The organism is Streptomyces sp. NBC_00557, from assembly GCF_036345995.1.
In the GTDB taxonomy this organism is placed as follows: Bacteria; Actinomycetota; Actinomycetes; order Streptomycetales; family Streptomycetaceae; genus Streptomyces.
In genome coordinates, this window is sequence record NZ_CP107796.1 from 8347916 (window position 1) to 8371603 (window position 23688).

Below are 23688 nucleotides of genomic sequence, written 5' to 3' on the forward strand. Positions count from 1 at the left end.
GGCTTGCCCTGTCCGCATGGGTCGAAGGGCCCTCGTCCGCGGCCGGACAGCTCAGATCCGCGTCATCCTTCTCGCGATGCCGTCGCTCAGGGGGCGAGGGAGAAGTAGTTCTCCTCCTCCTGGGAGAAGTGCAGGCGCAGGACCGTGTTCAGGCCGTAGAGACAGGAGCGCAGGTCGTCGAGTTGCTCGGGGGAGAGGCCTCCGTTCGCGTGGGCAAGTTGCACGTGGGTGGCGATGCGGCGGGAGAGACGCTCTATTTCGGTGTGGGCACGGCTCATGGTGGCGGTGGCCTCGGGCCCGCCGAGCGTCGGCGCAAGGGCCGGGTACAGCTCGTGTTCCTCGGCGTACTCGTGGGGCAGGAGTCGCTCGATGAGCAGCCGGTGGGTCTCCTCGACGGCTTCCAGGGCCCGGGGGTCAGGGGAGTCGGAGAGTCGGTCGGCGGTGTCGCGGACGGATTCGAGGACGTCCTGAAGCCCTTCGTGTTCGGCGGCGAAACGGTGGATGAGGGCCTCGGCAGCGGGAGCGAGGGCCGGCCGCGCGGCATCGCCGGCTCGCAGGGCGCGCAGCGCGTTGAGGATGACGGCGACGTCGATGCCCTCTTGGAGCAGTGCTCCGGCGGCGGGCGGGAGCAGGCCGGCAGCGGCCGCGGCCATGGCCGCCAGGGACATCAGCATGCCGCCGAGGGCGCTCTGGACGGCGATGTGCCGCGCTCGTTGGGCGATGGCGACGGCGTCGGCGAGGCGGTCGACGCGATCGGTGGTCAGGATGATGTCGGCGGCTTCGGAGGAGGCGGTGGAGCCGCGCGCGCCCATGGCGACGCCGATGTCGGCGGCGGCGAGGGCGGGCGCGTCGTTGACGCCGTCGCCCACCATCACCGTGACCGCGCGCTCGCCTTCGGCCCGTACGGCGGCGACTTTGTCGGCGGGGGAGAGTTCGGCGCGTACGTCGTCCAGCCCGAGGACGGTGGCTACTTCGCGGGCAGGTGCGGTTCGGTCCCCGGTGAGCATCAGCAGCCGCGCGAAGCCCGCGGCCCGCAGGTGGCGCAGGGTGCGCGGTGCGTCGAAGCGCAGTGGGTCGCGCAGCAGGATGGCGCCGGACAGGTGGCCGTCGAGGGTCAGCCAGGCGACGGCCGCGCCGTCGAGGAGGGCGCGCTTGTCGACCGCCCGGGCCCAGGTCGGCCGGTCCTCGCCGGCGACGATTTGGCCGATGGCCAGCCGGTGCCCATCGGCGGTGCCCGTGGCGCCCCGGCCCGGTTCCTCGGTGACGTCGCAGGGGACCGACAGCTCCAGCTTGCGATCCCGGGCGGCGTCGACGATGGCCTGGGCCAGTACGTGGGGCGAGTACTGGTCGAGGGAGGCCGCCAGGCGCAGGACTTCCGTGGGTTTGACGCCGGGGGCGGCGGCGACGTCGACGACGCGCGGCCGACCTCGAGTGAGAGTGCCCGTCTTGTCGAGCAGAAGGGCGCGGGCGCGGCCCAGGTTCTCCAGGGCACCGCCGTCGCGGATGACGACGCCGAGGCGGGAAGCGCGGGAGAGGCCGGAGACGATCGCGACCGGTGCCGCCAGCAGCAGCGGGCACGGGGTGGCGACCACCAGCACGGCGACCGCGCGTACGGCCGAACCACTGATCAGCCACGCCAGTCCCGCCACCGCCAGGGACAGCGGCAGGAACCAGGCCGCGTACCGGTCCGCCAATCGCACGACCGGCGCGGACTCGGCGCCGGCCTGCTGGGCCAGTCGTACGATCCCGGCGTATGTGCTGCCCTGCTCGGTGGCCGTGGCCCGCATCTCGAAGGCGCCTGAGGCGTTGACCACGCCGCTGCGCACGGTTTCCCCGCCTGCCCGCTCGACCTGCAGGGGCTCACCGGTGAGCACCGACTCGTCGAGGACCGCGGCGGCGCTCACCACGCGGCCGTCGACGGGAACCACCTCGCCGGGGCCGACGACGAGCAGGTCACCGGCGGTGACCTCCGCCAGCGGCACCGTGGTCACGCCGCCGCGAGTGCGGCGGCGTGCGGAGCGGGGTGCGTGTTCCAGCAAGGAACGCAGGTCGTGCGAGGCGCGTCGCCGGGCTGCGGCCTCCAGGGTGCGGCCAGTGGCCAGCATCAGTGCGATCAGGGCACCGGCCAGGTACTCGTGCACGGCCAGGGCGCCGCCGAGCGCGAGTACGGCAATGACGTCCACGCCCGTGCGGCCGTGCCGCAGCGCGGCTAGCACCCAACCCACCGCGGGAACGAGAGCGAACAGGGTGCCCAGTTCCCAGAAGAGACCGGCCACGGCGTCGGCGCCCGTCAGCCAGGCGATGCCACCAGCGATCAGAGCCGCTGCCGTCACGGCCAGCAGGACGGGTTCGAGTCGCGGCGACACATCCGCCGCGATCGAGTGACGCAGTCCTGCCGTGAGGGAGGGTCTGTCATTCATGGCATACCTGAACGCCGGGTGTGATGACTCTCGGGTCGGTCCTCCTCCATGACATCGCCGCACTGCGAGTACGCGCCAGGGGACGTTCGTCCCTGGTCCAGGGCCGACCGCCGACCGTATTCCGTCACACTCGCCGTCCTCGGTGCCAGCGTGGTGGGAACACCGCCGCCGTCCCGCACGTCACGGGGGCGCCGCCCCGCGGCACTCGGCCGCTGGTCCCTGCTGGCGCTGTCGGTCGGCGCGGGCGGCACCACAGCGGAAATGCTGCGATCGTAGGTGTGAGGGGACGGCGGGGCTCCACGTGCCGTCCGCTGTGTCTAAGGAGGTCGGTCATGAGCACCGACGCCGATGTGCAGATCTCCCAGGTGCCCGGGTCCGACGGACTTGTCATGGGCAAGGACGGTATGGCCGCGCTCGTGGACGTCCTGATCCGGCGCGGATACACCGTGATCGGACCCACTGCGCGGGACGGCGCCATCGAGCTGGCGGAACTGCGGTCGGCCGACGAGTTGCCGTACGGATGGGGTGTGGAGCTGGAGGCCGGGCGGTACCGGCTGCGGGAGCGGCCGGACGGGGCGGCCTTCGCGAACGCGGCGGGCCCCCAGTCATGGAAGTCCTACCTGCACCCGGCGCGAGTGCGGGAGTGGAGCGCCGACCGGATGGAGGGGGAGCTGGTCTTCACGGCAGAGCAGGGCACGCCGCCTCGGTACGCCTTCCTGGGGGTGCGCCCCTGCGATCTGAGGGCCATCGCCATCCAGGACCGCGTACTGACCGGTGGGACGTACCGGGATCCCGGCTACGAGGGGCGGCGTTCCGGGGCCCTGCTGATCGTGGTCGAGTGCACAGAGCCCGGCGCCACGTGCTTCTGCGTCTCGATGGGCACCGGACCCGCTGCGGGCCCCGGCTACGACCTGGTGATGACGGAAGTGGTCGATGAGGACGGTCACCGCTTCTGGGTCCGCGGCGGCAGCCGGGAAGGCGCGGAGATCCTGGCCGAACTGCCCGGCCGCCCGGCCGACCCGGAAACCCGGCAGACGGCTCGCGCCGGCGTCACGGCCGCCGCGGACCGCATGGGCCGGACCATGCCCGAGGCAGACCTGCGAGAGCTGATGGCCGGAACCCTCGACGCGCCCCGCTGGGACGACGTCGCAGGGCGGTGCCTGACGTGCGGCAACTGCACCATGGTGTGCCCCACCTGCTTCTGCACCACCACCGAGGACGTCACCGACCTCACCGGCGACCACGCGGAGCGGTGGCGGCTGTGGGACTCCTGTTTCGACCTGGACTTCTCCCAGCTGCACGGCGGTCCGGTCCGCGCCTCCTCGCGCAGCCGCTACCGGCAGTGGATGACCCACAAACTCGGCACCTGGTACGACCAGTTCGGCTCGTCCGGCTGCGTGGGCTGCGGACGCTGCATCGTGTGGTGCCCGGTCGGCATCGACATCACCGAGGAAGCGGCCGCCCTGCACGACTGGACACAGTCCGGGGCGTCGGGACCGGCGCCGGAGCCACCATGAGCACCGTGACGCCCCCGCTGCCGTACCGGGTCGCCGGCACCTGGGACGAGACCGGCGACACCCGGTCGATCGAGCTGGTCCCGGCCGGACGGAAACTCCCGCCTTTCGCACCGGGGCAGTTCGCGATGATCTACGCGTTCGGGGTCGGCGAGGTGCCTGTCTCTGCCAGCGCCCTGCCGGGCCGCCACGGAGGGCTCGTACACACCGTGCGTGCGGTGGGCGCGGTCTCCGCCGCCCTCTTCCGACTGCGCCCGGGTGACAGCGTCGGGCTCAGCGGGCCGTACGGCACCGGCTGGGACCTCGAAGCGGCGGTCGGCCGCGATGTTCTGATCGTCGCCGGCGGCATCGGTCTGGCACCGTTGCGGCCGGTCGTCCACGCCCTCCTGGACCGGCAGGCGGCATACGGCCCGCTCGCGGTCCTGCTGGGCGCGCGCACTCCTGCCGACCTGATCTACCGCGACGAGGTCGACAGCTGGCGCGCCCATGCCAGGGTGGAGGTGACCGTCGACCGGCCCGCCCCGGGCTGGCAGGGTGCGGTGGGCGTGGTCACCACGCTCCTGGACCGCATCGATCTGCGCCCGGAACGGACCTGCGCGCTGGTGTGCGGGCCTGAGGTGATGATGCGTCACACCGCTCGCGACCTCGTGGCCCGGGGCCTGGACCCGCACCGCATTCAGGTGTCCCTGGAACGCAACATGCACTGCGCCACCGGCCACTGCGGCCACTGCCAGCTCGGTCCGCTCCTGCTGTGCCGCGACGGGCCGGTCGTCGGCTACGACCGCGTGGCGCCCCTGCTCCTCGTGAGGGAGTTGTGACATGGCCACCGAACCTGGGCAGGCCCGCGACCCGCGGCCGACGCTCGCCGTGTGGAAGTTCGCCTCCTGCGACGGCTGCCAGCTGACCCTGCTGGACTGCGAGGACGAACTCCTCGGCCTCACCGAGCGCGTGCGGATCGACCACTTCCTGGAGATGACCCCGGCCGAGGGCGCCGACAGGGAACACGCGCGGCTGGACGGCCGGGGGCCGTACGACCTCTCCCTCGTCGAAGGGTCGATCACCACCGCCGAGGACGCCGAGCGGATCCAGCACATCCGCCGCATCTCCCGGTACCTGGTGACCATCGGGGCCTGCGCCACCGCGGGCGGCATCCAGGCACTGCGCAACTTCGCCGACGTCGAGGACTTCCTCGCCGCCGTCTACGCGCAGCCGGAGTACATCGCCACACTGGAGACCTCGACACCGATCTCGGCCCATGTGCCGGTCGACTTCGAACTGCGTGGGTGCCCCATCGACCGTCGCCAGCTCCTCGAAGTCATCACCGCCTACCTGGCCGGTCGCAAACCGCAGATCTCCAACCACAGCGTCTGCTTCGAGTGCAAGAGGCGCGGCACCACCTGCATCACCGTCGCCCACGGCACCCCTTGTCTGGGCCCGGTCACGCACGCGGGGTGCGGTGCCATCTGCCCCGCCTACGGTCGCGGCTGCTACGGCTGTTTCGGGCCGTCGAGCAAACCCAACCTGCGCTCCATGGTCGCGCAGTTGCGCCACGACGGGATGAGCGAGCGGGACGTCCAGCGTGTCTTCCGCACCTTCAACGCCGCGTCGCCGGAGTATGCCCCCGTACCCGACCTCGCGGCCGAGGAGCGACAGGGCCCTTCGGCCTGACGCAACCCGCCCGGAAAGGCTCGCATGAACCATCGCGGAACCCGCGTCCTGCGGCTGGACGCGCTGGCCAGGGTGGAAGGCGAGGCTGCCCTCCACCTGCGCGTCGAGGGTGACACGGTCGTCGAGACGCGGTTGCGCATCTACGAACCCCCACGCTTCTTCGAGGCCTTCCTGACCGGCCGGGGCCACACCGAACCCCCCGACATCACCGCCCGCATCTGCGGCATCTGCCCGGTCGCCTACCAGATGAGCGCCTGCCAGGCGATCGAGAACGCCAGCGGCGTCACGGTCGACGGCCCCCTCGCGGAACTGCGCCGCCTGCTGTACTGCGGCGAGTGGATCGAGAGCCACACCCTGCACATCTACCTGCTGCACGCCCCGGACTTCCTGGGGCGTGCCGACGTCGTGGAACTCGCCCGCGACCAACGAGCCGCCGTCGAACGCGGCCTGAGGCTCAAACAGGCCGGCAACGCGATCGTCCAGCAGCTCGGCGGCCGCCCCATCCACCCGGTCAACGTCCGGATCGGCGGCTTCTACCGGACGCCGTCACCGGACGAGCTGCGTCCTCTGGCGGAACGGCTGCGGCAAGCCCGGGACGACGCGCTGGAGACCGTCCGCTGGGTGGCGGCGTTCGACTTCCCCGACGCGGTGTGCGACCACGACCTGTTCGCGCTGCGCCACCCCGGCCGGTACGCCGTCGACATCGGAACACCGGTGGTCATGGCCGCTGCCGACCACGGCCGGGCGCCGCACCCGATCCCCCTGACCGACTTCGAACAGCACGTCCGGGAAGAGCAGGTACCCCACTCAACCGCGCTGACGGCCACGCTCGACGGCCGCCGCTACCTCACTGGCCCGCTGGCCCGCTACGCGATCAACGGCCAGTGGCTGCACCCCGTGGCCGCCGAGGTGGCGGGAGAAGCCGGTCTCGGTGATCCCGCGACCGGCGCCATCTGCGACAACCCCTTCCGCAGCATCGTCGTACGGGCCATCGAAGTGGTGCAGGCCGTAGAGGAGGCCTTGCGGATCATCGACGGATACGAACCACCTCCCCGGCCGGCCGTCGACGTCCCGCCCCGCCGGGGCGTGGGGGTCGGGGCCACCGAGGCGCCCCGGGGCCTGCTGTACCACCGCTACGCGCTCACGGAGGACGGCACGCTCACCGAGGCCCGCATCGTCCCGCCCACGGCCCAGAACCAGACGGCCATCGAGGAGGACGTGCGCAGGGCCGTCCAGGCTCGCCTCGACAGGCCCGGGCCCGCCGCCGACGACGAGGAACTGACCCGTCTCTGCGAACGGGCCATCCGCAACCATGATCCCTGCATCTCCTGTTCCGCCCACTTCCTCGACGTGACCGTGGAACGCTCGTGAGCGGGCGGGTCGTGGTGATCGGCGTGGGCAATCCCCTGCGCGGTGACGATGGTGTCGGCCCGGCAGCCGTGGAGGCGATGCGGGGCCGTGTTCCCGACGGAACCGTCCTGGCGGTCAGCGACGGTGAACCTGCCCGCATGCTCGACCTGTGGCGCGGCGCTGACACGGTGGTCGTGGTGGAAGCGCTTCGCGCTCGGCCGAGCCGGCCGGGGGAGCTGCACACCCTCACGGCGGCGGACGCGGCCGCCCGGACAGCGGGTACGGCGAGTACGCATGCACTCGGGCTCGGAGAGTGCCTCGCCCTGGCGGAGGCCCTCGACCAGCTGCCACCGAGTCTCGTGGTGCATGCCATGGAGGTGGCCGACGTCGAGCTCGGCGCGCGCCTGAGCGAAGCGGTGCGGTCGGCGCTGCCGGGATTGGTCGACCGGGTCGCCGCCTCCGTCCGGCAGGCGTACGAGCGAAACCACGAGCGGTAGCGGGGCCGAAGGTCCCCCGGCCTGGGTCGAACCGCCCTCGCGACCTGTGCCACGGGGGTGCGACGGTGAAGGTCACCCCCCATGTGCCGCACGCCAGGCACCCAGGAAGGCGGTGGGGACGATGACACTCCCTCTGGTGGTGGGCGTCGACGGATCGGACTCGTGTCTGACAGCGGTCGACTGGGCCGTGGACGAGGCCGCGCGCCATGGTGCTCCGATGAGGCTCGTGTACGCCTCCCTGTGGGAGCGCTATGAGGCCGGTCTTCCTTCGGTGGGCCCGGGGCGCCCTTCCGAGCAGGTGATGGCCGAGCACATCGTGGCTTCGGCGGCCGATCGTGCCGAACGGCGCAACCCGGATGTCAAAGTCACCACCGACATCCTCCCGGAGGACCCGGTGGCCGCTCTCGTTCACGAGAGTGGCCAGGCCTTCGCGCTGGTGACGGGTTCGCGTGGCCGGGGCGAGGTCAAGGGACTGCTGCTCGGGTCGGTCGGTCTGGCCGTGTCGGCCCGTGCACACTGCCCGGCGATCGTCGTCCGGGGCGATCCGGCGGGGCTCGCCGGCTCGCATGCGCGGGTCCTGCTGGGCATCGGTGACGCCGACGACACGAGCACCGAGGCCGTGCGGTACGCCTTCCGGGAGGCCGAGGTGCGCGGCTGTGTCCTGGACGTGGTGCATGCCTGGCGCAGGCCCGCCTTCGACAGGAAAGGGAACCGGATACGTACAGGAGGGCCGGCGGACACGTACGAGGAGCGTGCCTCCGCCGTCGTCGACGCTCGGCTCAAGGCCGCGATCGCCGAGTATCCGCATGTCCGGACGCGCCCGGCGACGCCGGAGGGGCCGGCCGCCAGGATTCTCGTGGACCGGTCGGCCGCTGCCGACCTGGTGATCGTCGGGGCCCGGCGCCGAACGGGCGCCTTCGGATTCCAGCTCGGCCGCGTGAGCCACGCACTCCTGCACCATGCCCAGTGCCCGGTCGCGGTCGTGCCCGAACGGCAGGCGAGGGCCGGGCGCTGACGGCACCGTCGTTCCCGTCGTCCGTCATGCCGCTGGATGCCCATCTCTGGCGGTGCGGCGAGGAGGCCCGCAGCGTGGAGAACAGGAGATGCGCCGGCCCGGCGGGCACAGACACCAAAGGAGAAGTGGGACGCATGGACAAGGATGCTTCCGAGCGCCGGGTGGTGGTCGGTGTCGACGGGTCGCAGTCCTCCTACGAGGCCCTGCGCTGGGCCGTGCGCTATGCCGGCCTGGTCGGCGGCGCCGTGGACGCGGTCGCGGTGTGGGAGCTGCCGGGCCTGTACGGCTGGTCGGGGCCCGCTGTGGACATGGACGTCGACGAAGACGAGACCCGGCAGAAGATGAACCAGGAGCTGACCGATGTGCTCGGCGCGGGAGCCGCCGACTCGGTCCGGACCCACGTGGTGCACGGCAACGCCGCCGACGTCCTGCTGAGAGCAGCCGAAGGAGCCGAGGTCCTGGTCGTCGGCAGCCGGGGGAGGGGCGGGTTCGCCCGAGCCCTGCTCGGCTCCGTCAGCCAGCACGTCTCGCAGCATGCGAGCTGCCCGGTCGTGATCGTGCGCTGCCAGAAGCAGTGACGCGAAGCCTGCCCCGTGCCGGGGAAGATCACTGGAAGGCCGCGTGGATCTCCTGCTCGGTCGCCGCGTGCGACACGAGCAGCAACTCGTCGCCGGGGAGCAGCCGCACCTCGGGACTCGGGACAGTGGGCTGCCCGCCGCGTACGACGGTGGCGACCACGGTGCCGGCGGGCAGGGAGACCTCGCTCAGCGTGTGACCGGCGGCCCGGGACCGTTCGGTGATCGCGGTCTCGATGACCTCGACACCGGCCTTGCTCAGCCGCAGCAGTGCCACCGTGTCCGTGGCTCCGGTGGCCTCCTCGATGAGGGAGATCAGCGGGGTGGCGGCGGGCACCGCCGCGTCCACGCCCCACCGCTGGTCGAAGAGCCAGGCGTTCTCCGCCTCGTTGACGCGCGCGGCCACCCGCCCCACCCCGAACTGCCGCTTCGCCAGCAGGCTGATGACCAGGTTGTCCTCGTCGCGGCCGGTGGCGGCGATGACGAGGTCGCAGGCGAGGGCTCCGGCGTGCTCCAGCAGGCCCGGCTCGCAGGCGTCCCCCGCCACGAGGCGCACGTGCGGCAGGCCGCCGAGTTCCGTCACGCGCTCGTCGTCGTACTCGATGAGGGTGACGTCGTTGCGCGCCGCGGAAAGCACCTGCGCGATTTGGGTGCCGAGTCGGCCCGCGCCCGCGATCAGGACCTTCACGTTCCCAGCTCCTTGTCGAGAAAGCCGCTCAGCCGGCCCAGTGCCGTTACGGCGACACCGAAGGTGACGAGGTCGCCGGGCTCGGCCAGGACACCACGTGCGGGGAGCAGCGACCGGCCGCCACGGGTGATCTCCACGACCCGGATCTCGCCGTCGACGTCGAACTCCGTGACCTGCCGTCCCGTGAGATAGGGCGGCAGCTGGGAGCGGACGAGGAGCGTCTCGCCGTTGCCGAAGGAGACTTCGGGGGTGAGGTGCCGGTGCAGCAGCATCTGGTGGATGCGGCCCACGGCCCAGCGGACGCTGGAGATGGTCGGGATTCCCAGGTCCCGGTAGATGTCGGCACGGCGAGGATCGTGGATGCGGGCGAGGACGATCGGGACCCGGTACGTCTCCTTGGCGGTGCGCGCGCTGACGATGTTGCTGTTGTCCCCGGAGGTGACGGCGACGAACGCGTCCGCATGGGCGATGCCGGCCGATTCCAGCGCGGAGCGGCTGAACCCGTTGCCGACGTGGAAGGCGCCGGGGAAGCCCGGTGACAACCTCCGCCGGGCTTTGGCCTGGCGGTCGATGAGGCGGACGTCGTGGCCCTCGGTGACGAGTTGCGTGGCCAGGGTGGCGCCGAGCCGACCGCAGCCCGCGATGATCACTCTCACGGTGTTCCTCCCTTCTGGGATGGCCTCCGGCGCCGCAGTGCCCACTTGCGGAGTTCCTCGGCCGCCAGCAGCAGTGCTCCGAGCGCCACCAGGACCGCCCAGTCGGCGGGGACCAGCGGCGCGGTGTTGAAGACGGCCTGGAGCGGTGGCCCGTAGCTGATGGCGGCCATCAGCCCGATGCCGAAGCAGCCGGCGGCCAGCAGCCACGGGTTGCTCAGCAGACCGGCTCGGAAGACGCTCTGCCGGTCGGTGCGCACGGCGAGGGCGTTGAAGAACTGGCTGACGACGATGCCGGCCTGGACCATGGTGATCGCCTCGCGGTAGACGGTGTTGTCCTTGGTGAACTCCGCGTAGGGAATGCCGGAGGCGTGGATGTGCCAGAAGAAGACGGCGCACACGCCGAGGGCCTGGATACCGCCCAGGAAGAGGATGCGGCCCATGACGGCGGCCGAGAAGAGCCGCTCCTGGCGGGGCCTCGGCGGGCTGTTCATGACGTCGGGTTCCATCGGTTCCGCGCCGAGCGCGAGGGCGGGCAGCACGTCGGAGCCGAGGTCGATGGCGAGGATCTGCACGGCCGTGATCGGCACCAGTGGGAACCCTGCGAAAGTCGCCGCGAGGATCGGCATGAGTTCGGCGATGTTGTGGCTGAAGAGGTAGATCAGGAACTTGCGGATGTTGCGGTAGACCGAGCGGCCCAGTCCCACCGCGGTGGTGATGGAGGCGAAGGAGTCGTCGAGCAGCACCATCACGGCGGCCTCGCGGGCGACGTCGGTGCCGGAGGCCCCCATGGCGACGCCGATGTCGGCGTGTTTGAGGGCCGGGGCGTCGTTGGCCCCGTCGCCGGTGACGGCTACGACCTCTCCGCGCCGCTGCAGCGCGGTGACCACTCGCATCTTGTGCTCGGGGCTGACCCGGCACAGCAGCAGTTCGGCGGAGCCGGTCAGCAGCTCGTCCAGGCCGCTGTCGTCCATCGCGTCCAGCTGGGTGCCGGTCGCCACGGCCGGAGCCCCCTCGCGCACGATGCCGACGCGACGGGCGACGGCCTCCGCGGTCAGCGGATGGTCACCGGTGACCATGACGATGCGGATCCCGGCCCGCCGGCACGCGTCCACCGCGTCCCGTACCTCCGGCCGCGGCGGGTCGTACATCCCGGCGAGCCCCAGCAGGGTCAGCTCGGCCTCGACATCCGCGATCGGTGGCCGAGGCCCGGAGACCTGCCGTCGAGCGACCGCCAGCACGCGCAGGCCCTGCCCTGCCATGCGGTCCGCCGCTGCGATCACACGGCTGCGATCGACGTCCGTCAGCGGCGTTTTCCCGTCACCGTGGTCGAGGGCGTGGCAGCGGCTGAGCAGTTCGAGGGGGGCGCCTTTGGCACAGGCGAAATACGTCCCGTCGCTGTCGCGATGGACGGTGCTCATCATTTTCCGCGCCGAGTCGAAGGGGTACTCCGCCACCCGGGGTGCCCGCATCTCCTCCTTGGCGGGGTCCAGACCGGCCTTCATGGCCGCCACCAACAGCGCACCCTCGGTGGTGTCTCCCAGCACCCGCCACGCGTCCCGCCCGGTGGGCCGCACCAGTCGGGCGTTGCTGCACAGAGTCGCCGCCCGCAGCAGCTCCCGTACGGGCGGAGGATCGGTGATCTCACCGACCGGCGCGTACCCCACTCCCGCCACGGCGTGCGACACCCCGTCCGCCCACAGCTGCACGACGGTCATCTCGGCCTGCGTGAGAGTGCCCGTCTTGTCGGTGCAGATCACGCTGGTCGAACCCAGCGCCTCCACGGCGAGCAACTGCTTGACCAGCGCGTGCCGGCGGGCCATGCGACGGACACCGATCGCCAGCGACACGGAGAGCGTGGCCGGCAGTCCCTCGGGCACAAGAGCGACCATCACTCCCAGCGAGAAGACGAACGTGTCGACGAACGGCTGCCCGCTGGGCACGCGAACGGCGAACAGGGCGGCGCCGGTCGCAAGCGCCACGCCCGCGACCCGGCGGGCCATGACGGCGACCTGCCGCTGCAGGGGGGTCTGCTGCCTCGGGGCGGCGGCGGTGAGCCGGAAGATCTTGCCGAACTCGGTGGACGTGCCGGTGGCGAACACGACGGCCTTGCCGGTGCCGGCGACCAGGTCGGTGCCCATGAATACGCAGTTGCGTGCCTCCAGCGGCGGCCCCGGCGGCACGGGTTCCGCGATGCGCGTGACGGGATCGCTCTCACCGGTGAGCGCGGCGTTGTTGACGGCCGCTTCCTGAGCCTCGACCAGTCGGCAGTCGGCCGGCACCGCGTCCCCGGCCTCCAGGACCACCACATCGCCCGGCACCAGATCCCGCGCCGACAGCTCCCGCCGCTCCCCGTCCCGCAGTACCCGGCAGGTGTGCGGCACCATCGCCTGCAAGGACTCCGCGGTGCGCTCGGCGGAGTACTCCTGCGCGAAACCGATGCCGGCGTTCAGCAGCACCACACCGAGAATGGCCAGGGCCAGTTGCAGGGTGGCCGGGTCCCGGGGCTGCCCCAGCCAGTAGGCGAGGAACGTGATCGCCGAGGAGACGAGCAGGACGACCGCGAAGAGGTCGGTGAACTGGGCGAGCAGCCGACGCCATACCTGACCGTGGCTCGCTCCGGGCAGCTCGTTGGGGCCGTAGCGGTCCCGTCGCGCGGTGGTCTCGGCCGGCGTCAGACCGCGCGGGGAGCTTTCGAGGGCGGTGAAGACCGCGGGAACCGGCAGGGAGGGGATCGACGGAACAGGGATGCTCGGCCGGTCCGCGGGTGGCGCCTGTGCCGCGGCCTCACCGCCCGCCGCGGGACCGTCCTCGTGGAGCGCGGTCGCGCCCTGCCGGGCCTGTTCAGGGCTCATCCGGGGCTCCGACCTCCGACCTCCTGGGGCGGTCCCGGAGGCTCCTGCAGGACGCTCCAGGACACCGGCCCCAGCAGGTCGGCGAACCGCCGGAACAGGTCGAGGAACAGGTCGTCGATCGTCAGCACCCCCACCACCCGGCCCGCGTCCAGGACCGGAAGCCGGCGGACCCCCGTGCGACGGAACGCGCGATAGGCAGCCCCTACATCCTCGACGGCCTCGACCGTGACGACGCGGGCCGACATCACCGCCTCCACCCGGGCCCTCGCGTCCAGGCCGCCGCCCATGCCGCGAACGGCGAGATCGCGGTCGGTGACGATGCCGTGCAGTGCTCCTTCCTCGACCACCAGCACAGACCCGACGGCGCTCTCGGCCATCTGCCGGGCCACCTCGACCAGGGTGGCGTTCGGTGCCACGCACACCGGAGGAGCCGTCATCACCTCGGAAACCTTCATGCGCTCCTCCTCGCTGTCCCACGGTCCGCAAGGTGCGACTCAGAGAACGTCGAGCACTTCGGCCACCGCCCGTCGTGGGCTCGCGGGGGCTTCGGGGCCGTGACCGAGCCGGATGACCATCTGGACATGAGCCATCGCGAAGACGGGGTCGCGGACGGCCCACCGGATCTCGGGCCACTCCAGCGGCTGGGAAGTGACCGAGGCGACGAGCCCGTCCGTCGTCGCCTGGAGCAGGACCCGTTCCAGTGCCTGGCCGGCCGACAGCCAGTCCGCGGGCCCGTCGTGGGCCGTGCCCAGCAGGGCGATGTTCGGTTCCCTCTCGAAGGGCGCCCAGCCGCGTTCAGGCACCGGACGACCGGCGGCGAAGTCACGCACGGGGACCGTGGTGTGGTGCTGGCGAGGACCGAAAGCCTCGGCGGTGATGCCGTCAACGGCCCCGGCGTCGCCGGAAGAGCCGGTGTGCGCCCAGCGCGCCGTCTCCTCACGCACGCCCGGCGCGAGCGCCTCTCTGCCCTCGGCGTCCCGCGCCAGCTCCAGGATCGACTGCACGTGCCATGCGCCGGGGAACAGCAGCTGTGCGCCTTCGGCGAGCGCAGCTTCCTGCAACGTCTCCTGCACGTCGAGGGGGAGCGTCTCCTCGCGGAAGGGGAAGCGGCTGGAGTGACGGCGATGGATCGCAGGGCTCAGCCGGGCGAGCGCCCCGTCGGGGGTTCCCGTGCCGCACAGATGCGCCTCGGCGAGGAACTCCGGGAAGGCCGCGTCCGGTAGCAACCGGACGACCGGCGTGAGCCCGGCTGCCGCGGCGGCCACGCGCAGGTTGAGCAGCGCGGCGCCGCACCCGAGGTGCAGGCCGCGGTTCTCGGGGTCGGTTCGCGGCAGTGCCCGCTTCAGGTCCGCGTACAGCCGCAGGACACCGATGTCCCGCAGGTAGCGGAAGGTCCAGGGCTGGGCGTTGTGCAGCGAGGGCGCCGCTGCGGCGTCCGCCACGAGCCCGGCGACGGTGTCCACGTCCAGAGGTTCTGCAGTCACGGCGGCTTCCCTTCGTGCCGGTCCTGCCGGTTCACTCACGGGTCGGTACGGCGATGACAGGGCAGCGGGCGTGGTGCAGCACGCCTTGGCTGACCGAGCCCAGCAGCATGCCGGTGAAGCCTCCACGGCCCCGGGTCCCCACCACCAGGCCCAACGCGTGTGCCGAGGCGTCGGTGAGCACCTGGACGGGATGCCCGACGAGCACTTCGTGGTGCAGGTCCACCTCGGGATAGCGGGCCTGGCGTCCCGCCACGATTTCGGAGAGGAGCCGTCGGCACTCCTGCTGCGGCTGGTGCTCGTCGAAGACCCTGAGCGGTCCGGGCTCCCAGACGAGCAGGGCCCGCAGCCGGGCGCCGCGCTGGGCCGCCTCCTCGAACGCCACGTCGACCGCGGCGGCGGAGTGCTCGCTGCCGTCCACACCGACGACGAAGTACTCCGGCTCCTCGGTGACGTGTTCCGGCTCGGGGACGACCACCAGGGGACAGTGCGTACGGGCCATGACCGGCAGGGCGACCGACGCGGAGCCGAACACCTCCTGCTTCCGGCTCAGGTGCCGCGAGCCCAGCACGACGGCGGTGGCGTTGCGGCTCTGCTCGCGCAGTACCCACACCGGGTCGCCCTCCGCGAGCAGCGCGTCGACCTGGAGCTGCGGGTGCCGGTCCGAGACGAAGTCCACGGCCTGCCCCAGCACCTGCTGGCCGGCCTTGTGCAGAGCCTCGTTCCAGTCCTCCCAGGATGGCGGGACCTCCGGCCTCCGGTACCCCCGAGTGGGCACGCCCTCCACGTGGACCGCAAGCAACGGCAACCGTCTGCGGACGGCCTCGTCCGCCGCCCAGGCCAGTGCCATGCGGTGGACGGGATCGGGATCGACACCCACCACGATCGGTCGGCGGTCACCGGGCCCGGACATGCCCGCCTCCGGTCCCCAAGTGCCCGACGTACGCATCAGGACTCGGGAAGCACAGGGTCACTCGTCCGTCCTCGGCCCACCGCACGTCGTAGGGCGGGCTGCCGTCCTTGTGGTGGAGGCCGACGATCTCGCCGTCTCGTGCGGCGCGAGCGCGCAGGGAGCTGCCGGTCGCCTCTCGGTCGGCGTGCGTGACGGCCTGCGCGTTCTTTGCTGGTGCGGGAGCGGACATCGCCCTGACCTCCTTCTTGCGGTGGCGCGAAAGGATGCCGCCGCTATTTCCATGGAAGGCGTTGGCGGCGCCTGCCTGCCAGGGCCATTGGTCCCCACCGGAGGCCTACCGACCCCTCCGCCGTCACATGGCGGGTCAGGCAGGCTGTCGACTGTCCCACTGACCGATCGTCATCCGTCGCCGCCGGTCGTAGCAGAGCCGACCGGCCCCAGGCCCCGCGACGATGTGGCATCCGGACACCGTGCGGCGCTGTGGTGAGCGAGATCGAACTCCACGTCCACCACCCCTTCGACGGCCCTGATCAGCCGGGCCGCGACGGGCACGAGGGAAGTGTCGGGGAGCCGGCCGGTGAGCGTCACGACCCCGTCGTGCACCTCCACGTGGACGGCCGACGACGGTGGCGGGGAGAGGTTCGAGGAGATCTCCCGCCGCACCTCCTCGGCGATGTCCTCGTCGTCGCGCAGGAAGACCTTGAGCAGATCGGCCCGGCTGACGACACCGGCCAGCAGTCCTGCGTCGTCCACCACGGGCAGCCTCTTGACCCCTTCGTGCGCCATGATGCGCGCGGCCTCGGCGAGGGTGGCGCCGGCCCTGACCGTGACGGCGGGGGACGACATGAGGTCGCCGGCCGTGAGGGCCCCGGCCTTCGCCACGTCGACGGGCTGTCGAAGCTGGAGGTAGCCCGCGTCGGGGTCGTCCCGGAGCTCCTCCTTGGGCAGCAGGTCGGCTTCGGAGACCACACCGACCACCCGGCCCTCGCCCTCGATCACGGGCAGGGCGCTGACCTTCCAGTCCTGCATCAGCTGTACGATCTCCTTGAAGAGGGCACGGCGGCCGACGGCGGCGACCGTCTGGGTCATCACGTCGCTGACGATGTGGCGGGTGCCGTACATGGTGACTCCGTAAGGGCCTCGGCGGTGTCCGGCTCCTTCCAGGGTGTGCCGGGGACAGCGGCGGCACCAGGAGCCGCACGGCCCTGGGACGGGCCCGTGGGCTTCTGGGCTGCAAGAGGGGCGCTTTCGCCGCAGCAGGGGCGCTGACGGGCCGCAGAGGGTCGGTCGGGCCATGATGGGGCCGTGTGGCCCCTGATTGCCTCGGCGCCGCCACGCCACCCTGGTGTCGGAACCCTCGTCCTGGGAGGTGGAGACCATGTCCCGCACCGTCACCGTAGGTGTCGACGACTCGCCCGAGAGCCGGGCCGCGGCCGAGTGGGCGGCGCGAGAAGCGCTGCTGCGCGGCCTGCCCCTGAAGATCATGTACATCTCGGAGCCGACTCCCAGATTCGTGGCCCGGACTCCACTGCTGGATCCCGACACCTACCGGCACTGGGCAGAGCAGGTGACGAACGAGTCCGCGGACGGCATCCGGCTCCGCCACCCGGGCATCGAGGTGATCACCGAGCAGCTGACCGGGACCCCGGCCGACGTCCTGTGCGAGGCGGCGGGCTTTGCCGAACTGCTGGTCCTGGGCTCGCGGGCCCTCGGGGGGCTGGGGGGGTTCATGGTGGGGTCGGTGAGCCTGGGCGTCGTCGCCCGTGCCGAGCGGCCGGTGGTGCTGGTGCGGGCGGGAGAGCAGGCCGCCGACGAGCACGAGATGGATCCGGCGGGTGTGCCGTCCGCTGCGGCGCCTTTCCGGCCGGTTGTGCTGGGGCTCGACATCGACCAAGCGGACGACACCCTGCTGGAGTTCGCCTTCGACGCCGCCGCGCGCCGGAAGACTGCCCTGCGGATCGTCCACGCCTGGCCCGAGCCGCCGACCTCCTTCTACCGCTTCGCCGGCGACGCCGAACTCTACGACACCCTCGAACGCGGACAGGCCACTCTCCTGAGCAAGGTGGTGCGTCCCTGGCAGCAGAAGTTCCCTGACGTCGAGGTGATCGAGGCGAGCCGGTGCGGCAGTGCCGCGCAGGTTCTCGTCAACGACTCCCGTGGCGCCTCCTTGGTGGTCGTCGGCCGACGCATCCGCACCAGGTCGCCCGGTGCCCGCATCGGTCATGTCACCCACTCCGCCCTGCACCACATCGCCGCTCCCGTCGCGGTCGTCGCACACAGCTGACCCCGCTCCCGAGAAGGAGAAGCCATGAGTGCATCAGCCGTACATGCCTACGGGGAGCCTCTGGAGCTGCCCGTGGTCGTCGGCGTCGACGGCTCCGAGCCGAGCCTGCGGGCCGTGGACTGGGCTGCCGACGAGGCCGCCCTGCGCGGGGCGTCGCTCCGGCTGGTGTACGCCTCGCTGTGGGAGCGCTACGAGGGCGCTTCGAGGGCCACCGACTTCGGCGAGGCGTCCGAAGAGGTGATGGCCGAGGACATCGTGCGGACCGCCGAGCGGCGGGCCCGTCACCGGCGACCAGGCGTGAAGGTCAGCACCGATGTGCTGCCCGAGGAACCGGAATACGGCCTGGTACGTGAGAGCCGCAGCGCCTTGGCGATGGTGCTGGGCTGCCGTGGTCGCAGCGCGGTGACGGAGGCCCTCCTCGGCTCGGTCAGCGTCGCCGTGGCGGGACGCGCCCGCTGCCCGGTGATCGTGCTCCGCGGGAGCCACGACAACCAGGCACGCATCGGGGCACATGGCCGCATCGCTCTCGGGGTGGGAGAGAAGCCGGCGGGTTCGGCCGCGGCACGATTCGCGATCGGGGAGGCCCTGCTGCGCCGGGTCCCGCTGGAAGCCGTACGCGCTTGGCGCCGACCACTGCACGAGCCTCCCGCACACCCCCTGATCGTCGGTGGCCCCGCCCACTTGGAGGAGCAGCAGGCCGTGGACCTGGTGGAAGAAGCGTTGAGGGACGCCCCGGCCGACTTGCGGGTACGGCGGCGTACGGTCGAGGGCTACGCAAGGGACGCCCTGATCGCGGTGTCCCGCGAGGCCGACCTGCTCGTCGTCGGCGCGCGACGACGCCAGGGCCACTTCGGGCTCCAGCTCGGCCGAGTCGCCCACGGCGTGCTGCATCATGCGGCCTGCCCGGTGGCCGTCGTACCCGAGCCCGCCTGAGCCCCGGCCTGTATCCACCGGTTGACCATCCAGCTGGTCTTTATTGATCTTGTTCCCGGCGAGCCGTGGAAGCGAGCGGCCCCTTTTGTTGCCAAAGGGGCCGCCGGTGTACGCCGGCGAAGGCGAAAGCCTGGCAACCGCGGGGAGCTTCCCTCGACGCGGTCTCCGAGCAGTGGGGAGACCCGGACAGTGTCCGGCATGGTGACCGACACGCTTCCTTCGTGACATGCGGCGCGGCGGTGTGCGGCTGCGCCTGGGTGTGATCAGCCCGTCCTGGGGCCCCACTGCGGTCCTACCAGATCCCACTCCTGGTCCCAACGGGCCATACGGCGCCGATCGAGCCGCGCTCGCGCGACGGCGCCCGCGCCGAAGGCCGGGGCTGCGACGGCGAGGGCCGCCGCGGCGCCGAAAAGCGCGGCCTCGACATGACCCTCGCCTCGGTCCGTCGGCTGCGAGAGCATGAGCCGGCCCCGGTCGTCCTGCCACACCCTCACCCGAGCCCCGGCCTTCAGGCTGCCGTCCACCAGCGTGCGGCCGGTACGAGAGGTGCCGTCGGGGGCCTTCCAGCGCACCGATCCCTGGACACGACCGTCGGTCGACCAGTCCGCGCTGACTCCGTGGGGAGCGTCGGTGAGCAGGACAGCGTCGACGGGATGCTGGTGGGTACGCTGCTCCGCGAACTCGTGCTCGGCGCTGCGGTCCGTGACGAGTGCGGCAACGCCGCCACCGATCACCATGACCAGCCAGACCGCCAGGACAATCCAGGCCTCGATGACGTCCTCGCGCCGCCGCAGCGGACTGCTCCGCCATCGCCACAGCCGCTTGCTGCATCTCATAACGGACACCTCCACGCCGCGACGACCCTTCGACGGTGACTCCGTAGGTGCGGCTTTCACAGAGGCCGAGCGGCCCTCCTGCCGGGCCATCCGGGCCCGGTCCCCGTGGGCGATGTCCTCAACAGGGACGCGGGGAATCAGATGCGGCCCGGCGCGGTACCGCAGCCCCACCGCCCCGCCGACGAGCCGGTCGGAACCGACCGGCCGGCCGGGGAGGGCCGGACGGCCGATCCACGTTCAAGGTCCCACGATGTGCTGGACCGGTCGGCCGGAGCGCTGGAGGCCACCATGGCCGCGCTGTCCGGCGCCGCCCTGGATACGCCCACCCAGACCAGCAGGCTGGTGGCGGAGAAGACGCACGGCAAGCCCTGGGCGGGCGGCGACCGCGAGGCGTGGGATGTCGATCCCGGCAGTGTGACGGGGCGCCGGATCACTGGGTGAACGATTGCTGCGACTGTACGGCGGACTCCGTCAGACGGACACCTGCAACCAGTTCCGGGCGGATGCGCACCGCTTGATCCATGCCTTCGATTGGTGCCCAGCGCCGCAACAGCTCCCGGATGCGGTCCAGCTCTGCCGGGTCGGTGACCAGGTGGGCGTAACCTGTGACGACGACGCTCCAGCCGAGATGGGTGTCCGGGTCGATGGCGTCGGCCTCGTAGGCGACCACCACTCCCGTGTCGCCGGCCTCCTCGGCGCGGAATGTCAGGGCCGCGCCTTCGTAGGTGCGGATGACGATGTCCCCACTGTCCATGGCGTGGCTGACGGGGCGGACCGTGGGCAAGGCCTGCCGGGTGAAGACGATTCTTCCCAGCGATACGCTGCCCAGCAGCCGCAGTGCCTCGGCAGGGTCAAGGTCGATGCGCCGGTTCGCGCGGGATTGGTTGCGGGTCATGGGCTGCTTCTTTTTGCAGACGAATAACTGATCTTCTTCCGGCTCCAGTTGGCCTGTGCATGGTCGGGTGGAATGAGGGGGAGCGATGCCCCCGGGGGGCCGGGATCAACTCCTGCTCTCACCGTCGTCCATCACGCGCTTGCTCCCCAGTGCCGTTCGGGTCGAGCAAGGGGCCGAACGTCCCGCTCATCTGCTGTCACTCGCGTCCATGCCGGGCAGCGCCGCCCGCCCGGCCTCCAGACGCGCCACCGGGACCCGGAACGGCGAGCAGGAGACGTAGTCCAGGCCCGTGGTGTGGAAGAAGTGGATCGACTCCGGATCGCCACCGTGTTCGCCGCACCCACCTGTCTGCTGGTCCGGGCGGGCCGCATGCCCCTCCTTGACCGCGATCCGGACCAGTCGGCCCACACCCTCGCGGTCGAGTGTCTCGAACGGTGAGGCGGCGAAGACGCCCTTGTCGAGATAGGCGGAGAAGAACGCGGCCTCCACGTCGTCGCGGGAGAAGCCCCAGGCGGCCTGGGTGAGGTCGTTGGTGCCGAAGGAGAAGAACTCCGCCTCCTCGGCGATACGGCCTGCCGTGAGGGCGGCCCGGGGCAGCTCGATCATGGTGCAGACCGGACACCGGACGGGGACGCCGGTCTCCTCGCCGACCGCCGCCAGGACTCGCATGACCTCTTGGCGGGCTAGCCGGAGTTCCTCGACGGCGCCTACCAGCGCGACCATGATCTCCGCCCGTGGAGACCCGCCCGCGCGGATACGCTCGACGACCGATCGCCCGTACTTGCATGGTGACCAGTCCCGGAGTTACCAGGACGAGGCACACGCCCCGCAGTCCGAGCATCGGGTTCTCCTCGTGCATCCGGTTCACTGCCTCGAGCAACTCCACGCCGTGTGCGTCCGGTTGTTCGCCGGTGGCCTCGACCGCGGCGATGCGCACCGCAAGAGCGGTGCGGTCGGGCATGAACTCGTGCAGCGGCGGGTCGAGAAGCCGGACAGTGACCGGCAGTCCGTCCATCGCCTCGAGGAGGCCGGTGAAGTCCTTCCGCTGCAGCGGCAGTAGAGCTGCCGGCGCCCGGTAACGACCCGTCTCTGGGCGGGCAAGGATCATGTCCTCGACCAGCTTGCGCCGGTCGCCGAGGAACATGTGCTCGGTACGCCTCGGGAGGCTAATCTGGCAGATGTCCCCGAAGCCCACCCATGGCCGCCCGAAGGGACGTGGAGGCGAGTGGTGGCAACCCCCGAGGAGCGCCGCATACGCGTGCCGCAGCTCAAGCTGGACGAGCTGCTGGAGGAGCTGCAGGCTCGGATCAACGCGGCTCGGGGCGCCCGGGACCGCGTGCACAGCCTGTTGGAGGCGGTGCTCTCAGTCGGCCGGGAACTGGACGTCGAACAGGTACTGCACTCGATCGTCGAGTCGGCTGCCGTGCTGGTGGACGCCCAGTACGCCGCTCTGGGCGTCATCGGCCCCGATGGCAGGTCTTTGTCGGCCTTCCACACCGTCGGTGTGACCGAGCAGCAGATCGCTGGGATCGGCCACTACCCGGAAGGTCACGGCATCCTCGGCGAGGTGATCCGGAACCCGCAGCCGCTCCGGCTGGAGAAGATCTCCCAGCACCCGGCCTCCTACGGTTTTCCGCCCCACCATCCGGCGATGAACAGTTTCCTGGGTGTACCGATCCGGATACGCGACCAGGTCTTCGGCAACCTGTACCTCACCGAGAAGCGGGGCGGGCTGGAGTTCGACGAGGAAGACGAAGCGGTGTTGTCGACCTTGGCCGTGGCGGCCGGGGTGGCCATCGAGAACGCCCGGCTGTACGAGGACGTCAGGCTGCGCGAGCGCCAACTCCTGGCGAACACCGAGATCACCTACAGCCTGATGGTCGGCAGCGAACGCACGGAAACTCTCAAGCTGATCGCCGAACGGGCACGTGAACTCATGCGGTCGGCGCTGGCGGCCGTGGCCATGCCGTCGGCGGACGGCGGGTCGCTCACGGTGGAGATCGCCGTCGGCTTGGACGCCGAAGCGCACAGGGGCCTGGTGCTGCCCCTGTCGGGGACCTTGATGGGCCTGGCCTCCTCCACGGCCGCCCCGGTCGTCAGTGCCGACGTACAGCATGATGAGCGCATCTGCCCGGAGCCCGCGCGCTTCCAGGGACTCGGCCCCGCCCTCGCCGTGCCCATCGGCACCGGGGAAGGGAATGTCCGGGGCGTGGTGCTCGTCGCCCGTGAGGCCGAGCGGTCGGGGTTCTCCGACAAGCTGACGGAGATGCTGCAGGGCTTCGCGGCTCAGGCCGCGATCGCCATGGAACTGGCCGAGCGACGCAAGGACGCCGAGCAGATCGCCGTGCTGCAGGACCGGGACCGGATTGCCCGGGACCTGCACGATCTGGCCATCCAGCGGATCTTCGCGACAGGAATGACCTTGCAGAGCGCGGGCCGCTTGATCGAGTCCCCGGAGGCCGCAGAGCGGGTGCGGCGGGCGGTGAACGACCTGGACGAGACCATCAAGATCATCAGGTCGGCCATCTTCGGACTGCGCGTCCGCCCGGCCGGAGCCGAGGACGGGTTGCGGTCCCGGGTCGTGCGCACAGTGGGCGAGAACACCCCAGCCATGGGTTTCGCGCCCAGTGTCCGTATTGAGGGCCTGGTCGACACCGATGTGCCGCGCGAAATCGCCGACCACGTCGTGGCCGTCCTCTCTGAGGCCCTTGCCAACATCGCCCGCCACGCCCATGCCGACCGGGCTCAGGTCGTGCTGACGGCCGACGGCCATGAGGTGACTTTGACGGTCTCGGACAACGGTGTGGGTATTCCGGCCGACGGTCGGCGCAGCGGACTGCTCAACATGGCCGAGCGTGCGGAACAGCTGGGCGGACACCTCGACCTGCCCAGGCCCGACGGCGGTGGCGCCACCCTGCGCTGGCGGGTGCCTGTCCCCACCACATAGGCGGCGAACATCGCGGGAGTGCGGTGCAGGTCGGTCAAAGCAGCTCAGGGAGCCGGAGGACCGGGCGAACGGCCCTTCGAACAGGCCATTCGGCCCATGCCCGCATCCGGCTCGTCGGCGCAGCCTGGAGGTGTCGTAAGACAGCACCCGGCCCCTGGAGGACG

Annotated in this window: 21 protein-coding genes and 2 pseudogenes; 11 read left to right on the forward strand and 12 right to left on the reverse strand. The window is 71.4% G+C overall.

The window, feature by feature from the left end:
• Positions 1 to 86: 86 nt before the first annotated feature.
• Positions 87 to 2420 (reverse strand): heavy metal translocating P-type ATPase, encoded by a 2334-nt coding sequence (locus OG956_RS37235; protein ID WP_330342426.1) that lies wholly within the window; start codon positions 2418 to 2420, stop codon positions 87 to 89.
• 332 nt (positions 2421 to 2752) lie between these two features.
• Between OG956_RS37235 and OG956_RS37240 the strand changes: the two genes are divergently transcribed.
• The 7 genes from OG956_RS37240 (at position 2753) to OG956_RS37270 (ending at position 9042) form a co-directional block, all read left to right on the forward strand.
• Complete coding sequence (locus OG956_RS37240; RefSeq protein WP_330342427.1) at positions 2753 to 3937, forward strand: 4Fe-4S dicluster domain-containing protein; 1185 nt, start codon at positions 2753 to 2755, stop codon at positions 3935 to 3937.
• Positions 3934 to 4752, forward strand: a complete 819-nt coding sequence (locus tag OG956_RS37245) for an FAD/NAD(P)-binding protein (RefSeq protein WP_330342428.1) — start codon at positions 3934 to 3936, stop codon at positions 4750 to 4752. The genes OG956_RS37240 and OG956_RS37245 overlap by 4 nt, the downstream gene beginning before the upstream one ends.
• Position 4753: 1 nt before the next feature.
• Positions 4754 to 5602 carry an oxidoreductase gene (locus tag OG956_RS37250; protein ID WP_330342429.1) on the forward strand — a complete coding sequence of 283 codons (849 nt, stop codon included), beginning with the start codon at positions 4754 to 4756 and terminating at the stop codon, positions 5600 to 5602.
• A 24-nt stretch (positions 5603 to 5626) separates the two neighbouring features.
• The gene (locus OG956_RS37255) at positions 5627 to 6973 is read left to right on the forward strand and encodes a Ni/Fe hydrogenase subunit alpha (RefSeq protein ID WP_330342430.1); all 1347 of its coding nucleotides are present in this window, start codon (positions 5627 to 5629) and stop codon (positions 6971 to 6973) included.
• 11 nt (positions 6974 to 6984) lie between these two features.
• Positions 6985 to 7449 (forward strand): hydrogenase maturation protease, encoded by a 465-nt coding sequence (locus tag OG956_RS37260; RefSeq protein ID WP_330342431.1) that lies wholly within the window; start codon positions 6985 to 6987, stop codon positions 7447 to 7449.
• Between the two features lie 121 nt (positions 7450 to 7570).
• Positions 7571 to 8464, forward strand: a complete 894-nt coding sequence (locus OG956_RS37265; RefSeq protein ID WP_330342432.1) for a universal stress protein — start codon at positions 7571 to 7573, stop codon at positions 8462 to 8464.
• A gap of 134 nt (positions 8465 to 8598) precedes the next feature.
• Positions 8599 to 9042, forward strand: coding sequence for a universal stress protein (locus OG956_RS37270; RefSeq protein ID WP_330342433.1), 444 nt, complete (start codon positions 8599 to 8601; stop codon positions 9040 to 9042).
• A 28-nt stretch (positions 9043 to 9070) separates the two neighbouring features.
• On the opposite strand, the gene OG956_RS37275 is transcribed toward OG956_RS37270, so the two are convergent.
• The 8 genes and pseudogenes from OG956_RS37275 to OG956_RS37310 form a co-directional block, all read right to left on the reverse strand.
• A complete protein-coding gene (locus OG956_RS37275; protein ID WP_330342434.1) occupies positions 9071 to 9727 on the reverse strand; it encodes a potassium channel family protein in 657 nt (218 codons plus the stop codon).
• On the reverse strand, positions 9724 to 10383 hold the full coding sequence (locus OG956_RS37280; RefSeq protein ID WP_330342435.1) for a potassium channel family protein: 660 nt from the start codon (positions 10381 to 10383) through the stop codon (positions 9724 to 9726). Before OG956_RS37280 ends, OG956_RS37275 begins: the two co-directional genes overlap by 4 nt.
• Positions 10380 to 13235, reverse strand: coding sequence for a cation-translocating P-type ATPase (locus tag OG956_RS37285; RefSeq protein ID WP_330342436.1), 2856 nt, complete (start codon positions 13233 to 13235; stop codon positions 10380 to 10382). Before OG956_RS37285 ends, OG956_RS37280 begins: the two co-directional genes overlap by 4 nt.
• Positions 13232 to 13690, reverse strand: coding sequence for a CBS domain-containing protein (locus tag OG956_RS37290; protein ID WP_330342437.1), 459 nt, complete (start codon positions 13688 to 13690; stop codon positions 13232 to 13234). The genes OG956_RS37285 and OG956_RS37290 overlap by 4 nt, the downstream gene beginning before the upstream one ends.
• Before the next feature lie 39 nt (positions 13691 to 13729).
• Complete coding sequence (locus tag OG956_RS37295; protein ID WP_330342438.1) at positions 13730 to 14719, reverse strand: Acg family FMN-binding oxidoreductase; 990 nt, start codon at positions 14717 to 14719, stop codon at positions 13730 to 13732.
• Positions 14720 to 14750: 31 nt separating this feature from the next.
• The gene (locus OG956_RS37300; protein ID WP_330342439.1) at positions 14751 to 15629 is read right to left on the reverse strand and encodes a universal stress protein; all 879 of its coding nucleotides are present in this window, start codon (positions 15627 to 15629) and stop codon (positions 14751 to 14753) included.
• 16 nt (positions 15630 to 15645) lie between these two features.
• Positions 15646 to 15786 (reverse strand): annotated as a pseudogene (locus tag OG956_RS37305) (DUF1918 domain-containing protein); the annotation flags it as partial.
• A gap of 242 nt (positions 15787 to 16028) precedes the next feature.
• Positions 16029 to 16751 carry a CBS domain-containing protein gene (locus OG956_RS37310; RefSeq protein WP_330342440.1) on the reverse strand — a complete coding sequence of 241 codons (723 nt, stop codon included), beginning with the start codon at positions 16749 to 16751 and terminating at the stop codon, positions 16029 to 16031.
• A gap of 256 nt (positions 16752 to 17007) precedes the next feature.
• Here OG956_RS37310 and OG956_RS37315 point away from each other — a divergent pair, with 256 nt between their 5' ends.
• Both OG956_RS37315 and OG956_RS37320 read left to right on the forward strand, forming a co-directional pair.
• On the forward strand, positions 17008 to 17913 hold the full coding sequence (locus tag OG956_RS37315) for a universal stress protein (protein ID WP_330342441.1): 906 nt from the start codon (positions 17008 to 17010) through the stop codon (positions 17911 to 17913).
• 24 nt (positions 17914 to 17937) lie between these two features.
• Positions 17938 to 18846: a universal stress protein gene (locus OG956_RS37320; protein ID WP_330342442.1), complete on the forward strand. Its 909-nt coding sequence runs from the start codon at positions 17938 to 17940 to the stop codon at positions 18844 to 18846.
• Positions 18847 to 19109: 263 nt separating this feature from the next.
• Here OG956_RS37320 and OG956_RS37325 read toward each other — a convergent pair whose 3' ends face one another.
• The gene (locus tag OG956_RS37325) at positions 19110 to 19682 is read right to left on the reverse strand and encodes an Rv1733c family protein (RefSeq protein ID WP_330342443.1); all 573 of its coding nucleotides are present in this window, start codon (positions 19680 to 19682) and stop codon (positions 19110 to 19112) included.
• A 252-nt stretch (positions 19683 to 19934) separates the two neighbouring features.
• On the opposite strand from OG956_RS37325, the gene OG956_RS37330 reads away from it, so the two are divergent.
• Entirely contained in the window at positions 19935 to 20123 is a 189-nt protein-coding gene (locus tag OG956_RS37330; protein WP_330342444.1) for a hypothetical protein, read from the forward strand.
• On the opposite strand, the gene OG956_RS37335 is transcribed toward OG956_RS37330, so the two are convergent.
• Positions 20113 to 20577, reverse strand: coding sequence for a pyridoxamine 5'-phosphate oxidase family protein (locus tag OG956_RS37335; RefSeq protein WP_330342445.1), 465 nt, complete (start codon positions 20575 to 20577; stop codon positions 20113 to 20115). The two genes, OG956_RS37330 and OG956_RS37335, sit on opposite strands and share 11 nt — an antisense overlap.
• Positions 20578 to 20763: 186 nt before the next feature.
• Positions 20764 to 21733, reverse strand: a pseudogene (locus OG956_RS37340) (putative PEP-binding protein); the annotation flags it as partial.
• 72 nt (positions 21734 to 21805) lie between these two features.
• On the opposite strand from OG956_RS37340, the gene OG956_RS37345 reads away from it, so the two are divergent.
• A complete protein-coding gene (locus tag OG956_RS37345; RefSeq protein ID WP_330343045.1) occupies positions 21806 to 23524 on the forward strand; it encodes a GAF domain-containing sensor histidine kinase in 1719 nt (572 codons plus the stop codon).
• Positions 23525 to 23688: the final 164 nt, after the last annotated feature.

Bases quoted from the DNA above. Each gene is read 5' to 3' on its own strand.
- OG956_RS37290 (WP_330342437.1), bottom strand. From the start codon at position 13,690: ATGAAGGTTTCCGAGGTGATGACGGCTCCTCCGGTGTGCGTGGCACCG.
- OG956_RS37285 (WP_330342436.1), bottom strand. From the start codon at position 13,235: ATGAGCCCTGAACAGGCCCGGCAGGGCGCGACCGCGCTCCACGAGGAC.
- OG956_RS37335 (WP_330342445.1), bottom strand. From the start codon at position 20,577: ATGACCCGCAACCAATCCCGCGCGAACCGGCGCATCGACCTTGACCCT.
- OG956_RS37325 (WP_330342443.1), bottom strand. From the start codon at position 19,682: ATGAGATGCAGCAAGCGGCTGTGGCGATGGCGGAGCAGTCCGCTGCGG.
- OG956_RS37265 (WP_330342432.1), top strand. From the start codon at position 7,571: ATGACACTCCCTCTGGTGGTGGGCGTCGACGGATCGGACTCGTGTCTG.
- OG956_RS37255 (WP_330342430.1), top strand. From the start codon at position 5,627: ATGAACCATCGCGGAACCCGCGTCCTGCGGCTGGACGCGCTGGCCAGG.
- OG956_RS37270 (WP_330342433.1), top strand. From the start codon at position 8,599: ATGGACAAGGATGCTTCCGAGCGCCGGGTGGTGGTCGGTGTCGACGGG.
- OG956_RS37300 (WP_330342439.1), bottom strand. From the start codon at position 15,629: ATGTCCGGGCCCGGTGACCGCCGACCGATCGTGGTGGGTGTCGATCCC.
- OG956_RS37310 (WP_330342440.1), bottom strand. From the start codon at position 16,751: ATGTACGGCACCCGCCACATCGTCAGCGACGTGATGACCCAGACGGTC.
- OG956_RS37245 (WP_330342428.1), top strand. From the start codon at position 3,934: ATGAGCACCGTGACGCCCCCGCTGCCGTACCGGGTCGCCGGCACCTGG.
- OG956_RS37320 (WP_330342442.1), top strand. From the start codon at position 17,938: ATGAGTGCATCAGCCGTACATGCCTACGGGGAGCCTCTGGAGCTGCCC.
- OG956_RS37250 (WP_330342429.1), top strand. From the start codon at position 4,754: ATGGCCACCGAACCTGGGCAGGCCCGCGACCCGCGGCCGACGCTCGCC.
- OG956_RS37235 (WP_330342426.1), bottom strand. From the start codon at position 2,420: ATGAATGACAGACCCTCCCTCACGGCAGGACTGCGTCACTCGATCGCG.
- OG956_RS37315 (WP_330342441.1), top strand. From the start codon at position 17,008: ATGTCCCGCACCGTCACCGTAGGTGTCGACGACTCGCCCGAGAGCCGG.
- OG956_RS37240 (WP_330342427.1), top strand. From the start codon at position 2,753: ATGAGCACCGACGCCGATGTGCAGATCTCCCAGGTGCCCGGGTCCGAC.